Source organism: Methylobacterium sp. J-070 (assembly GCF_022829385.1).
Lineage (GTDB): Bacteria > Pseudomonadota > Alphaproteobacteria > Rhizobiales > Beijerinckiaceae > Methylobacterium.
In genome coordinates, this window is record NZ_JAKSXX010000151.1 from 89,630 (window position 1) to 103,799 (window position 14,170).

At 72.0% G+C, this 14,170-nt stretch carries 9 protein-coding genes; 6 read left to right on the plus strand and 3 right to left on the minus strand.

Annotated elements, in window-relative coordinates:
* Nucleotides 1-148: 148 nt before the first annotated feature.
* Nucleotides 149-3,640 (minus strand): double-strand break repair helicase AddA, encoded by a 3,492-nt coding sequence (gene addA, locus MKL01_RS15745; RefSeq protein ID WP_243906149.1) that lies wholly within the window; start codon nt 3,638-3,640, stop codon nt 149-151.
* Nucleotides 3,641-3,765: 125 nt separating this feature from the next.
* Here addA and minC (MKL01_RS15750) point away from each other — a divergent pair, with 125 nt between their 5' ends.
* The 5 genes from minC (MKL01_RS15750) (at nt 3,766) to MKL01_RS15770 (ending at nt 8,105) form a co-directional block, all read left to right on the plus strand.
* Nucleotides 3,766-4,503, plus strand: a complete 738-nt coding sequence (minC, locus tag MKL01_RS15750) for a septum site-determining protein MinC (RefSeq protein ID WP_243906150.1) — start codon at nt 3,766-3,768, stop codon at nt 4,501-4,503.
* Between the two features lie 439 nt (nt 4,504-4,942).
* Nucleotides 4,943-5,671 carry a septum site-determining protein MinC gene (minC, locus tag MKL01_RS15755; RefSeq protein WP_243906151.1) on the plus strand — a complete coding sequence of 243 codons (729 nt, stop codon included), beginning with the start codon at nt 4,943-4,945 and terminating at the stop codon, nt 5,669-5,671.
* A gap of 28 nt (nt 5,672-5,699) precedes the next feature.
* Nucleotides 5,700-6,515, plus strand: a complete 816-nt coding sequence (gene minD / locus MKL01_RS15760; RefSeq protein WP_243906152.1) for a septum site-determining protein MinD — start codon at nt 5,700-5,702, stop codon at nt 6,513-6,515.
* Nucleotides 6,512-6,850 (plus strand): cell division topological specificity factor MinE, encoded by a 339-nt coding sequence (minE, locus tag MKL01_RS15765; RefSeq protein WP_243906153.1) that lies wholly within the window; start codon nt 6,512-6,514, stop codon nt 6,848-6,850. Before minD ends, minE begins: the two co-directional genes overlap by 4 nt.
* Before the next feature lie 346 nt (nt 6,851-7,196).
* Nucleotides 7,197-8,105: an alpha/beta fold hydrolase gene (locus MKL01_RS15770; RefSeq protein WP_243906154.1), complete on the plus strand. Its 909-nt coding sequence runs from the start codon at nt 7,197-7,199 to the stop codon at nt 8,103-8,105.
* On the opposite strand, the gene MKL01_RS15775 is transcribed toward MKL01_RS15770, so the two are convergent.
* Entirely contained in the window at nt 8,062-9,507 is a 1,446-nt protein-coding gene (locus MKL01_RS15775; RefSeq protein WP_243906155.1) for a cytochrome P450, read from the minus strand. The genes MKL01_RS15770 and MKL01_RS15775 overlap by 44 nt on opposite strands.
* Nucleotides 9,508-9,566: 59 nt before the next feature.
* Entirely contained in the window at nt 9,567-12,218 is a 2,652-nt protein-coding gene (locus MKL01_RS15780; protein WP_243906156.1) for an ABC transporter transmembrane domain-containing protein, read from the minus strand.
* A gap of 410 nt (nt 12,219-12,628) precedes the next feature.
* On the opposite strand from MKL01_RS15780, the gene typA reads away from it, so the two are divergent.
* The coding region (gene typA / locus MKL01_RS15785; RefSeq protein WP_243906157.1) for a translational GTPase TypA at nt 12,629-14,170 on the plus strand (1,542 nt) is incomplete at its 3' end.

Here is a 14,170-nt window from a genome sequence, read left to right on the forward strand (position 1 = left end):
GGCAGGGGCCCGCACGGTTCGAGCAGAATTGGCGACGGGCCCGGGCCGGGTCAAGAAGTCCGGCCCGCCGGCCGGCCGCACAGGTGGGGACCGGTGCGCCTCGATGTGCGCTGGCGCATGTCGGGCGGCCTTCACCGCGCCGGACGTCTCAGGCCGCGATCCCGGCGCGTTCGAGCGCGGCCGCGATGTCGTCCGCGCCGAGCACCCGGATCACCGGGCCCGAGGTCCAGATCAGCATCGGCCGGATGGTCCGGCCCGGATAGATCTGGCCGAGCAGCCGGGCGTAGACGGCGATCTGGCCGGCTTCGGCGGGTGGAAGCGGGGCATCGTCCTCCGGCGGGCGGCCGGTCTTGAAATCGGCGATCCGCACGGTGTCCGCCGTCACCGACAAGCGGTCGACGCGACCCTGGACGGGGCGCCGCGCACCGCCGATCCGCACCTCTCCCGACAGGCTCACCTCGGCCCGGGCGTCGGGCGCGAACAGGGGCGCGAGGTCCGGATCGTCGATGATCCGCAGCACCGACCGCACGAGGCCGTAGAACGCCGGTCGGGGCAGCCCCGGCGCCCGCGCCCGCACGAAGGCGAGCCCGGCCGCCTCCCGGCGCGCCGGCTCGACCCGGGGCAGGTGCTGGAGGAGCGCGTGGATCAGGATGCCGCGCCGCCGGGCCTGGGCATCGGCCAGGCGCGGCGGCGGCACCCGCGCCCCGTCCGCCGCCCGGAGCGCGTCGGACGGGCTGAGGGTCTGAAGCGCCGGCTCCGGGGGCGCCGGTGCCCGCAGCCAGTCCGGCTCCGGCGCGGGCGCCTCCGCGGGCGGCCGAATCTCGGGCGTGCGGACCGCCTCCGCGCCGTCCTGCCAGACGGTGGCTGGACCGTAGGACAGCTCGACCGCCCGCCCGGCGCCGAGGGTGGCCTCCAGGCCCATCCGCACCATCCGGCACCACGCGGCCTCGGTCTCGCGCTCGTGGCCCCGGAAGGGCGCGACGATCAACCGGTCCGCCGCCCGGGTCATGGCCACGTACAGGAGGCGGTTGTGCTCCTGCCGCGACCGGGCGAGCAGGGCCGCGCGGGCCGCGTCGATGGCCGCGCAATCCTGGGTCTTGCCGCTGGACCAGACCGGCGGCACCGCGGCCCCGTCGGCTGCCAGCGGCAGCAGCGGCGGGTCGTTGCGGCCGAGGGGCTCGCAACCGTCGAGGATCACCACCACCGGCGCTTCGAGGCCCTTCGCCCCGTGCACGGTCATGACCCGGACCTCGTCGCGCCCCGATTCGAGGTCGCGCTTGACCGTGTGCCCGGCCTCGGCACCGAGGTAGCGCGCCAGGAAGCCGCCGAGGGAGGGGGCATCCTCCCCGGTTTCCGCCTGAGCCGCGGCGGCGAGGAAGACGTCGATGGCGTCGCCCGCCTCGCCGCCGAGCCGGGCGACCAGCTTCGCGCGCCCTCCCTGCGGCCCGAGGAGGCGGGCGTAGAACCCGAACGGCCCGTGACGACCCGCCAGGGCGATCCACTCGGTCAGCGCGGCCAGCCCGCGGCCCGCCGCCGCATCGCCCGTGGCGGCATGGCGGTGGAGCGCGTCCTCGAGCGTCTCGGCGATGCCGCGTCGGGCGGCGATCCGCACCAGGTCGTCATCCGTGAGGCCGACCAGGGGCGACTTCAGCGCCGTCGCCAGGGTGAGGTCGTCGGCCGGCAGGAGCCCGGCCCGCCCGGCCGCCACGAGGTCGGCCACCGCGATATGGGCCGAGACCTCCAGCCGGTCCTGCCCGGCCACGGGCACGCCCAGATTCTTGAGCGCGCGGATGACTTCCTCGAAGGCGGGCCCGCGCTTGCGGACCAGGATCAGCACGTCGCCGGGGCGCCAGACCCGTCCGGCGGTATCGCCGCTGGTGGTCCAGTCCCGCACCGCCTGCGCGACCCGCCGGGCGGTCACGATCGCGGGGGCGCTGGTCTCCGGCGCGTCCACCGGCGCCGTCCAGGCATCGGGCTCGGCCGCGGGCTCGGGCTCGGCGATCGGCCACAGCTCGACGGCGCCCGGAGCGCCCGGTCGCGCGCTCTCGTGGACGGTTCGACGCACGGTGTCCTCGAAGGACAGGCCATCGTTGTGCGCGTCGAGGGCGAACACGGCGTCGACGGCCCGCAGCACCTGGCCGGTCGAGCGGAACGACAGGGTGAGCGGCACGTCCTCGAAGGTCAGCCCGGCGGCGCGGGATTCCGCGATCCAGGAGGCCCGCGTCAGGGCGAATTCCCGCGGCTCCGCGCCCTGGAAGCCGTAGATCGACTGCTTCGGGTCGCCCACCGCGAAGCGCGTGCGGCCGCCGGTCCGCGCGCCCTCGCCGGCGGCGAATTCCTGCGTGATCGCCCGCAGGATCGCCCATTGCTCCGGGTTGGTGTCCTGCGCCTCGTCGACCAGCACGTGATCGATGCCCCGGTCGAGCTTGTACAGGACCCAGCCGGCACCGACCCGGCCGAGGAGGTCCAGGGCCTTGTGGATCAGGTCGTCGAAATCGAGGGCGCCGAGGCGCGCCTTCTGCGCCTCGACCCGGCGATGGATCTCGGCCGCGAGCTGGAACAGCGCCTGCGTCCGCGCATGGGCCCGGGCGGCCCGCAGGCGGTCGAACAGCGGCGCGAGCCGGTCGCGCTCGGCGATCAGCGCGGCCTTGGCGGTGGCCGGCACGCTCTTGGTCCCGAGGCTGCCGTCGGCCTTGGGCTCGTCCTTCTGGGTGAAGAACACCGCGCGGTAGAGCGCCACCGCCTCGGCCCGATCGGGCTCCGCCTCCGAGCGCGCCCGCTCGGCTTCCGCCTCCGCGAGCGCGTCGGCGAGCTTCTCGTCGTTGGCCTTGCCGGTTCGGAGCGCCTCGACCAGAGCCGGCCGATCGGCCGGTTCGAGGCCCGGCCCCCCTTCCAGGATCGCCGCTTCCAGCCGCTCGGCGGTCTCCTCGGCGGCGAGGCCCAGCGCCGCGTGGAGCCGGCCGAAGGCGCCCTCCAGGCCGGCCCTGTCACCGATGAGGTTCCGGGCCCGCATCGCCGCGCGGATCGCGGCGCGGAGCGTGTCGCCCGTCGCCTCCGGGGCGACCCGGGCGAGCGCGGCACTCAGCGGCGTGTCGCCGTTCGACACCGCGTCGGCCAGGACGTTGGCCATCTCGATGTCGAAGATTTCCCGGGCCTTGGCCTCGTCGAGCACCACGAAGCGGGCCGGCACGTTCGCCTCGAACGGGAACATGTGCAGCAGCCGCTCGCACAGGGCGTGCAGCGTCTCGATCTTGAGGCCGCCCGGCGTCTCCACCGCCCGGGCGAAGAGCCGCCGCGCCATCCGCAGGCGCTCCGGATCCGCGTGCTCGCCCGTGAGTTCGGCGAGTTCGGCGGCGAGGCCGGCGTCGTCCAGCGTCACCCAGCGCCCGAGCAGGCGGAAGACCCGGATCGCCATGTTGGCGGCCGCCGCCTTGGTGAACGTCAGGCAGAGGATCCGTCCGGGCGGTGCGCCGTCGAGCAGCAGGCGCACCACGCGGTCGGTGAGCACCTTGGTCTTGCCCGCGCCGGCGTTGGCCGAGACCCAGACCGAGGCCCGGGGATCGGCCGCGCGGCGCTGGTTGGCCCGGGTCAGGTCGTCGACGACGAAGGGGCGGGGAGCTTGGGTGCTGGCGCTGGTCAACGTGCTGTCCGGCTCGGCTGGCCCGTCTCTCTACAACAGAATCCGGCCTGCGGAGCCGGCAAGGCGTCACACCGGGCGTTGCGGGATTGCCCCCGGCGCGGCGTGGCCGCATGGATGCGGACGACATGTCCGCGACGACGAATACGCCCGTGACCCAGCCGACATCCGAGCCGGCGCGCCCGCCGATCCGCTTCCGCGGCCGCTCCTTCATGGCCACCGTCCTGGCGCCGGTCCCGCCCGTGGCTGAGTGGCTCGGCGATCTTGATGCGCTGAACCGGCGCGCGCCCAACTTCTTCGCCGGCCGGCCGGTGATCCTCGACCTCGGGGGCCTGCGCCTGACCCGGGAGGATCTCGACGGGCTGCTCGCGGACCTCGCCGCCCGCAACATCGCGATCCTCGGCATGGAGGGTGCGCCCCCGGCCATCCTGGGAGCCGGTCTGCCGCCGGCCCTGTCGGGGGGGCGCCCGGCCGGCGAGGTCGCCACGCCCGGCGAGGCCGCCGCCGCCGAGCCGCAACCCAAGGATCCGGTGCGGTCGCTGATCCTCGACGCGCCGGTGCGGTCGGGCCAGACGGTGCTCCATCTCGAAGGCGACGTGACGGTGCTGGGCGCCGTGGCGTCGGGCGCCGAGGTGATCGCGGGCGGCTCGATCCACGTCTACGGCGCGCTCCGCGGGCGGGCCATCGCCGGGGCCGCGGGCAATCCGGCGGCGCGGATCTGGTGCCGCAGATTCGAGCCGGAGCTGGTGGCGATCGACGGCCTCTACCGCGCGGCCGACGACCTCGATCCGGCCTTCCGCGGGCAGGCCGTGGAGGTGCGGCTGCTGGAGGACGCGATCAAGCTGGGCCTGTTCGAGCGGGGGTGAACGCCGGCCTCGCCGCGACGGGCGAGCGGCGCCGCCGCTGCGGCCGTCAATCGGGCGTACAGAGCCGCGGCCCTCATCCCGGGTTCGGTCGAATACCGAGGATCTACCTAGCGAATACCGGGACCGGTCGCTCCATGGTCGCGGCGACGGTGTGACTTTCGTGGCCGTGCGGCAGCAGCTGAGGAACGGTTTCCGACGGGGCGCTCATCCTTCGCCGGTCGGGACACGGATCCGGACAAGCGAGCTTTGTCAGGGGCTTGCCGCGAGGCCGGACCGGCCCCACGCGGCGGCGATCGGGCCGGTGATCGACAGTCGCCTTCCGTCCTGGGCCGCCCCGATACCAGGATCCCGGCAGAATTTGCCGACTGGATCAGAAACTTAACCCTTCGGTAACCATACCCGCCGTCAATGGTCCGGTAAGGACTCTTAACGGGCGGACATGAGCGAGACCCTCCCCGAGCCGATCGATCCGGACACCGCCCCCGCGGCGGCTCCGTCCCCGCCCCGGCCGCTCAGCCTGCGCGGGCGGGCCTTCAAGGCCCTGGCCCTCTCCCCCGAGCCGCCGCTCCCGGAGTGGCTCGCGGGGCTCGACGCGGCGCTGAAGCGCTCGCCCGCCCTGCTGAAGGGCCGGGCCGTCATCCTCGACTGCGCCCAGCTCAAGCCCGAGCCGGACGCCCTCGAAACCCTGATGCGCGAGCTCAAGGCCCGCGGCATCGCGGTTCTCGGTATCGAGGGCGCCGATGTGGTCGGGGACGGCCTTCCGCCGCTCCTCGTCAACGGGCACCCGTCCGAGCGGGTCGAGATCCCCAGCGTCCCGGCCGAGCCGGAGCCGCAGGTGGTCACCTCGATCACCGTCGAGGGCTCGGTCCGGTCCGGCCAGAGCATCATCAACCCGACCGGCGACGTGACCGTGATGGGCTCCGTCTCGTCGGGGGCCGAGATCCTGGCGGGCGGCTCGATCCACGTCTACGGCGCCCTGCGCGGTCGCGCGATCGCCGGGGCGGCGCGCAACCCGCGCGCACGAATCTACTGCCGCAAGTTCGAGCCCGAGTTGCTGGGGATCGACCGCCTCGTGCGGACGGCGGAGGACATGGGCACGGCCCTGCGCGGCAAGGCCGCCCAGGTCTGGCTCGATGGCGGCAACATCCGAATGGCAAGCTTGGATTAGCAAGCTCTGGATCAAGGGAGATCGACGCGTGGCAAAGGTTCTCGTCGTCACATCGGGCAAGGGCGGCGTCGGCAAGACGACGACGACCGCGGCCCTCGGAGCGGCCCTGGCCCAGGGCGGCCAGAGCGTGTGCGTCGTCGATTTCGACGTCGGCCTGCGCAACCTCGACCTCATCATGGGTGCCGAGCGCCGGGTCGTCTACGACCTGATCAACGTGGTCAACGGCGACGCCAAGCTGCCGCAGGCGCTGATCAAGGACAAGCGGGTCGACACCCTGCACCTGCTGCCGGCCTCGCAGACCCGCGACAAGGACGCGCTCACCGATGCGGGCGTCGCCCGGGTCATGGAGGAGCTGCGCGAGAAGTTCGACTGGGTCATCTGCGACTCCCCCGCCGGCATCGAGCGCGGCGCCCAGCTCGCCATGCACCACGCCGACGTGGCGGTGGTGGTGACCAACCCCGAGGTCTCCTCGGTGCGCGACTCCGACCGGATCATCGGCCTGCTCGATTCCAAGACCGCCAAGGCGGAGAAGGGCGAGGAGATGGAGAAGCACCTGATCCTCACCCGCTACGACCCGATGCGGGCCGACCGCGGCGACATGCTCAAGACCGAGGACGTGCTCGACATCCTGTCGATCCCGCTGCTGGCGATCATCCCCGAGAGCCAGGAGGTGCTGCGCGCCTCGAACCTCGGCTGCCCGGTCACCCTCAACAACCCGCTCTGCGCCCCGGCGCGGGCCTATGCCGACGCGGCGCGCCGGCTGAAGGGCGAGGCGGTGCCGATGAGCCTGCCGGTCGAGCGCAAGTCCTTCCTCGACAAGCTGTTCATGCGGAGGGCGGCATGAGCATCCTGGGCATCTTCCAGAAGCGCAATTCCGGCACGGTCGCGCGCGATCGTCTGCAGCTGATCCTGGCCCACGAGCGGGCCGAGTCCGGCCGCCCGGACCTCGTGATGCAGCTGCGCGACGAGATCCTGGCGGTGATCGCCAACCACGTCTCGGTGGAAGCCGACAAGGTGAAGGTCACCCTGGAGCGCGGCGAGGGCGTCTCGACGCTCGGCCTCGACATCGAGCTCCCGCTCGGCGCCGCGGGCAAGCTCGACGCCAGGCTGGCGGCGAAGCTCGCCGAGGTCGCCGCCAACAAGGGCGGCGCGAAGGCGGCCTCCAAGAAGGCCGCTTGAGCCGGGCCGGGACCGCGCGACCCTCCTGCACATCGCGAGCCGCGTCCGGGCAGCCGGGCGCGGCTTCGTCGTGTGGCCGGCCCCTCGGCGCAATGCGGCGTTCCGGACCTGCGTGGGACCGATGCCGCGCGACGCCCGGCCCTTCCTTGACGTCGGCACGGGTGAGCCGCACCGCCGCTCCGGCGCGCCGCAGGCGAGCCGGAGCCGCCGACCGGGCCGGTCCGGGGCGCGCGATAAGGTTCCGGATCCCGGGCTCCGCCGAGCGGCCCCGGCGATGCCGGTGGGCTGAGATGGGGCCGATGCCGTCCGGGATCACCGGCAGCATCGGAGAGGTGAAGGGATCGCCATGCCGAGCGCCGTGACGGATGACGGGGTCCGCCTCCATTACGAGGAGAGCGGGCGCGGAACGCCGCTGATCTTCGTGCACGAATTTGCCGGCGACCACCGCAGCTACGAGGCGCAGTTGCGCCACTTCGGGCGCCGCTACCACGCCATCGCGTTCAACGCCCAGGGCTACCCGCCCTCCGACGTTCCGGAGGCGGTGTCGGCCTACACGCAGGCGCGTGCGGCCGACGACATCCTGGCGATCCTCGACCATATCGGGGCGCCGAAGGCCCATGTCGCCGGCATCTCGATGGGTGCGTTCGCGACCCTGCATTTCGGCCTGCGCCATTCCGGCCGCGCCCTGTCGCTGTGCCTCGGCGGCTGCGGCTACGGCGCCGAGCCCGAACGGCAGGCCCTGTTCCGTGCCGAGGCCGACGCCACCGCGGAGATTCTGCGCCGCGACGGCATGGCCGCCTTCGCCGAGCGCTACGCGGTCGGGCCGACCCGGGTCCAGTTCGAGACCAAGGACCCGCGCGGTCATGCCGAGTTCAGGCGGATGCTGGCGGAGCATTCGGCGCTCGGCTCGGCCAACACGCAGGCCGGCGTGCAGAAGGAGCGTCCCTCGCTCTACGATCTGACGGACGCGCTGGGCCGGCTCACCGTGCCGACGCTGATCGTTGCCGGCGACGAGGATTGGCCCTGCCTCGCCCTGAGCCTGATGATGAAGCGGACGATCCCTTCGGCCGCCCTCGCGATCCTGCCCAATACCGGCCACGCCCTCTCGGTCGAGGAGCCGGAGGCCTACAACCGTCTCCTCGACGACTTCCTGGCGCAGGTGGGGAGCGGCCGCTGGCCGATGCGCGACCCGCGGGCGATCTCGGCGACGATCACCGGGATCGGGGGCCGACCGGATCCCGCGGGATCAGCCTGAACCGGGGGTGCCGGTCCGGCTGGGTCGTGACCACCGCCTGCGGCAGGACCGGCTCGCGCCCGTCCAGGACCAGCCGGAACCGCGCCAGCAGCCGGGCCAGCGACAGCACCGCCTCGCTCAGGGCGAACTGCGCGCCGATGCAGACCCGCGGGCCGGCCCCGAAGGGCATGTAGGCGAAGCGGGGCGGAGGCGGCGCGTCCGGCAGGAACCGGCCGGGATCGAAGGCCTCGGGATCCGACCACAGGCGCCGGTGCCGATGGAGCACCCAGGGGCTGACCATCACGATGTCGTTCTTGCGCACCGCGTAGCCGGCGACATTGTCCGGACCGAGGGCCCGGCGGACGACCACGAAGGCCGCGGGGTACAGCCGCAGGGTTTCGTCGATCACCGCGCGGGTGAGGGGGAGGCGCCCGTCGCTCTGGCAGCCGGTCGGATCCGTCAGGTCCGCCCCCCGCGCCTCGGCGGCGACGCGCTCCTGCAGCTCGGGGGCGAGCGCCAGGAGGTAGGCGGCCCAGAACAGGGTGCCGGCCGTGGTCTCGTGGCCGGCGAGGATCAGGGTGGCGACCTGGTCGCGCAGCTCGTCCGGCGTGAATGGGGCGCCCGTGTCGGGATTGCGGGCGGCCTTCAGTAGGTCGAGCAGGTCGCCCGAGCGGGCGATGTCGCGCTCCGCATCCCCGCGGGCCGCGATGATCCGGTCGAGGAACGGGATCCAGCGGCGCCGGAAGCGCGCCCGCGACCAGTCGAGCGGCACCGGCCAGCCCGGCGGCGTCACGATGTCGAGCAGGTGCGGCCGGCCCATCCGCTCGGCATACTCGGCGACGAAGCCGCGCAGCTCCGTCCCGTACACGTCCATGCCCACCGAGAACATCGCGCGCCCGGCGATCTCCAGCGCCAGCCGGTAGAAGGACGTGAACAGGTCGACCGGCCCGTCCGCGGCCTCGGCGGCGATCTGGTCCAAGCCCTCCGCCACGGCGGCGGCGATGTGCGGCACCAGCCCGTCGATCGCCCGCGGGGTGAAGGCCGGCGCCAGGGTCCGGCGCTGGTGACGCCACGCGGAACCCTCGCTGATCAGCAGCCCGTCGCCGAGGATCGGGCGCAGGATGCGCGTGGTCCCGGTGGTGCGGGCATAGTTCGCCTGGTTCTCCACCAGAACCCGCCGGATCGCCTCCGGGTCGTTCAGGACGAAGCTCGACCGTCCGAGCAGGCCCCGGCGGGTCACCGGCTCCTCGAAGGCGCGGCGGGAGAAGCCCTCCAGGCTGTTGTCCCGGATCGAGCGCAGATAGGCCGGGATCGGCAGCTCGCGCTCCGGCGCCGCCCGGTGCGGCGGCACCACGCGGGGCAGGCCGGCGAGGCTCCCGGTCGTCCGGGCCGGGATCTCGATCGCGTCCGATAGGGTGGGCATGGGACCATCCTGGGCCGGAGACGGATGCCTGTAAACCGCCGGCCGGTGTCCCCCCGATGTCACTCCGCCGCGGTGCGCAGGCGTGCGTTGGTGCTCTGGACCGGAAGGCGCACGGGGAAGCGCATCGGGTCGGCCTCGGCCGACAGGCTCGCTACCAGGCTGGCCCGGGGCAGGGTGGCGTCCGCGACGTCGAGCAGCGTGTCGACCCCGCGGTCCAGGTGTTCGTCCACCCGGTCGATGATCAGGATCTCGGGATCCCGCATGATGGCGCGGGCGAGGCCGATCCGCACGCGGACGCGCTCGGCCAGCAGCTGCCCGCGGTTGCCGACCTCCTTCTCCAGGCCGCGCCGCTGGATCGGCCGTTCCAGGTCGAACTGGCGGAACACCGCGCGCGCCTCGCGCTGGATCAACGCCTCGCCGTGCATCCGCGCGGTGTCGATGCGCCCGAACAGCAGGTTGTCGAGCACTGTGCTGCGCGGGTTGATCCGGTTGGGATCGTAGGGCTCGACGTCGCATCCATCCTTGCCGTGCATGAACCCCTGCACGACGGCCCGCGCGCCGACGATGCGCGCGGCGAGACCCGGGTTGAGCAGGCCGAAGCGCATCCGCGGCTCGACGTAGGCCAGCGCGAGGGCGAGGAAGGCCACGCTGTCCGCCTCGCTCAGGCGCCCCTCGGCGGGCAGGCGGGCGAGCCGTTGCAGGTAGTCCGGCAGCGCGTCCGGGGTGATCAGGGAGAAACGCCGGAACAGCGGGTGGCCGGGCGGCACGTCGGCGAAGATGTCCTTGAGATTGCTGGCGATGGCCACGCCCATGCGGTCGAGCTCTTCCAGGAGCTGCACCTTCTCGAGCGCCTCGCGGAACAGGGCCGTGCCGGCCAGACGCTGCGGATCGGTCAGAGAGGGGTCGCGCGGCACCCCGAACAGCAGATTCTCCGCCACGGTCGCCTGCTCGTTGTAGCGGCCGCGGGAGAACGGGATGACCAGGTCGGCGAGACCCTTCTCGGCGAAATGCGCGCGCAGGTACTCCCGGGCGGCGATCATGCGCTGGCCCACCGGCGTGTCGTGACCCACCGAGCTGAGCGCGCTGAGGCCGAACCGATACAGGTCGTCGCCGAGACCGAGCTGGATCAACAGGTCCAGGAGCCGCTCGTCGAGTTCCTCCGCATCCCGGACGCCGAGCCGCTGATAGTCGATCCAGGGATCGTCGATGCTGTCGCACGGGTTGCCGGTCTTCACCGCCTCGTTGATCTGCATCTTGCTCAGGTCGAGGCAGCCCTGTCGCAACGGGCGCACCTTCAGCCCGTAGAGGATGTTGTCGCGCACCGTCCCGGGGAACAGGACCGGCTCCACGCCCGCGTAGGCGATCCGGCGCGCATGGACCGGGCGCGGCAGCGTGGAGAGGTCGTGGTCTCCGATCCGGATCACGCCACTCAATGCCGTCTGCAGCCCCGCGAGGACGCGGGCGAATTCCTGCGCCACCGTGCCGGACGGCACCAGGGCGATCCGGTTCGGTAGAGGCACCTCGGCATCGCCGATCTCCACCGGCGGGCCGCCCTGCGGATCGCGGAGTGTCAAGCCTTCGATCCGGAGCGGCGAGCCGAGGAGCGGCGGCGGTGCGTCCGTCTCGGGCTCCGCCGGCCGCAGGCGCTGCGGGCCGAAATGCGCCGCCACGGTCTCGTACTTCACCTCGACGTCGAGGCGCTGCTGATCCCAGTCGATCAGCTCCTTCAGCGGCGGGGGCAGGTCCCGGTAGGCCGCGAGCACGGCCACGAGCTGGCCGATATCGAGCTCGCCCTTGAGGGCGAAGTAGCCGCCGATCGCGTAGAACAGGAACGGCGTGACCTGGGCGAGCAGGTTGTTGAGGTATTTGACCGCGAACTTGCGCCGGTAGATGCGCAGGCGCAGGTCGTAGAGGCTGTAGAGCCGGTCGCCGATCTCGGCCCGCTCCCAGCGGCCCGTGTCGTTGAGCAGGACCGCCGGCAACCCGTCGAGCACCTCGGCGACGCGGCCGGCGAGGTTGCGCGAGGCGATCTGGCGGCGCCGGCTGAGGCGGATGATCTCGCGCCGAAGCCGGGGGATCACGGTCATCTGGACGCCCACCATGCCGCCGGCGGCCAGGCCGAGCCACAGGTTCTGCATCATGATGAACGCCAGGGCGGTGGCGGCCTGGGTGCCCAGGAACACCGGCACCACGATCGCGTCGCCGATGAAGGAGCCGATCGGCTCCACTTCGTCGCGGATGATCGTCGCCGTCTCGGACGACTTCACCTCCCGCTGCGCCTCCGGCGTGAAGCGCAGCATGAGGGAGAACAGCTGGAAGCGCAGCCGGCGCAGCATGCGCTCGCCGAGGATGCCCTTCTGCAGGTTGATCCAGAACTTGAAGGCGCCGTTGATCAGGACGAGCGACAGGAACAGCGTCGAGAGGCCGAACAGCAGCTCGAGCCGGTCCAGCTGGAAGCCCTCGAACAGGCGGCTGGTCCCGCCGCCGAGGATTGTCGGCCATTGCACGGTGAGTTCGAGGAACGGCGTCGTCGCCTCGCCGTGGGTGAAGGCCTTGCCGGTGATCGCGTCGTTGACGATGCGCTTGGGCAGGTCGAGCGAGGCGAAGTAGAAGGGCAGCGACGCCAGGACGACGGCGCAGATCTTGAGCTGCTCGCCCTTCGAGTAGCGCCAGATATACGGGAAGAGCCGCGGCTCAAGCGCGCGCATCATGTCCTCCCGGTGAAAGCGCGCCCTGGCGGGAATGATGCCGAATCGGTGCGTACGCGCGCGAACATACGATCAAGACCGGATCCGGGCACAGGTCCGTTGCATCCGTCGCCGCGAGAACCTCCCGAAGGCGGCCGCGGTTTCATCACACCATCATATAGCGTGCGCTTTGCCGCTAGGGTGCGCTTTGCCACTCGGCGGGCGCACGACGCCGATCCGTATAGTACCGTCCGAAGGGTCTCGCGGTGAGACTTCAATCCGGACGCGAGGCATCCGTCATGCGTGCAGTGGCCTTGCGGGCGGACGCGCGTCCTTATATTGCGACGCAACCACCACGACTCCGTACCTGAACCGGCGCGGACGGCCGCGCCGCGCGGCCGCCAGGGAGCCGGCACAACCCGTTTCGGGCCGCCATGAATCTGCGCAACATCGCCATCATCGCCCACGTCGACCACGGCAAGACGACGCTCGTCGACAAGCTGCTGGCGCAATCCGGCACCTTCCGTGAGAACCAGCGGGTCGAGGAGCGGGCGATGGATTCGAACGACCTCGAGAAGGAGCGTGGCATCACGATCCTGGCCAAGGCCACTTCGGTGGTCTGGAAGGACACGCGCATCAACATCGTCGACACCCCCGGCCACGCCGATTTCGGCGGCGAGGTCGAGCGCATCCTGTCGATGGTCGACGGCGTGATCGTGCTGGTCGATGCCGCCGAGGGGCCGATGCCGCAAACCAAGTTCGTGGTCGGCAAGGCGCTCAAGATCGGCCTGCGTCCGATCGTAGCGATCAACAAGGTCGACCGGCCGGATGCCCGCATCACCGAGGTCGTGAACGAGGTGTTCGACCTGTTCGCCGCGCTCGATGCCACCGACGACCAGCTCGACTTCCCGATCCTGTACGGGTCGGGCCGCAACGGCTGGATGGCCGACAGCCCGGACGCCGACCCGTCCGTGGGGCTGGAGCCGCTGTTCGAACTCGTGCTCAAGCACGTGCCCCCGGCCCGGGTGGAGGAGGGTCCGTTTCGGATGCTCGGCACCCTGCTGGAGGCCAACCCGTTCCTGGGCCGGATCATCACCGGGCGCATCGCCTCCGGCACCGTGAAGCCGAACCAGCAGATCAAGGTCCTGTCGCGCGACGGCAAGGTCGTGGAGACCGGGCGCGTCTCGAAGATCCTCGCCTTCCGCGGCCTGGAGCGGGCGCCGATCGACATCGGCGAGGCGGGCGACATCGTCTCGATCGCCGGCCTGATGAAGGGCACGGTGGCCGACACGTTCTGCGACCCGCAGGTGGACACCCCGATCCAGGCCCAGCCGATCGATCCGCCCACCGTGACCATGTCGTTCATCGTCAACGATTCGCCGCTCGCCGGCACCGAGGGCGACAAGGTCACGAGCCGGATGATCCGCGACCGCCTGTTCAAGGAGGGCGAGGGTAACGTCACGCTCAAGATCGAGGAGGCGGCCGACAAGGACTCGTTCTACGTGTCCGGCCGGGGCGAGCTGCAGCTCGCGATCCTGATCGAGACCATGCGCCGCGAGGGCTTCGAGATCGCGGTCTCCCGGCCGCGCGTCGTCTTCGAGAAGGACGAGGAGGGGAACCTGCTCGAGCCGATCGAGGAGGTGGTGATCGACGTCGACGAGGAGCACTCGGGCGTCGTCGTCCAGAAGATGTCCGAGCGCAAGGCCGAGATGCTGGAGATGCGGCCCTCGGGCGGCGACCGCCTGCGCCTCGTGTTCCACGCCCCGACCCGCGGCCTGATCGGCTACCAGGGCGAGCTGCTCACCGACACCCGCGGCACCGCGATCATGAACCGCCTGTTCAAGGCCTACGAGCCCTTCAAGGGCGAGATCGCCGGCCGCCGCAACGGCGTGCTGATCTCGAACGACAAGGGCGAGGCGGTGGCCTACGCCATGTGGAACCTCGAGGATCGCGGCCCGATGATGATCGAGCCCGGC

Coding starts and splice junctions, on each gene's coding strand:
- MKL01_RS15770 (WP_243906154.1), top strand. CDS start 7,197: ATGCCGAGCGCCGTGACGGATGACGGGGTCCGCCTCCATTACGAGGAG.
- minC (WP_243906151.1), top strand. CDS start 4,943: ATGAGCGAGACCCTCCCCGAGCCGATCGATCCGGACACCGCCCCCGCG.
- MKL01_RS15775 (WP_243906155.1), bottom strand. CDS start 9,507: ATGCCCACCCTATCGGACGCGATCGAGATCCCGGCCCGGACGACCGGG.
- minC (WP_243906150.1), top strand. CDS start 3,766: ATGTCCGCGACGACGAATACGCCCGTGACCCAGCCGACATCCGAGCCG.
- MKL01_RS15780 (WP_243906156.1), bottom strand. CDS start 12,218: ATGATGCGCGCGCTTGAGCCGCGGCTCTTCCCGTATATCTGGCGCTAC.
- minE (WP_243906153.1), top strand. CDS start 6,512: ATGAGCATCCTGGGCATCTTCCAGAAGCGCAATTCCGGCACGGTCGCG.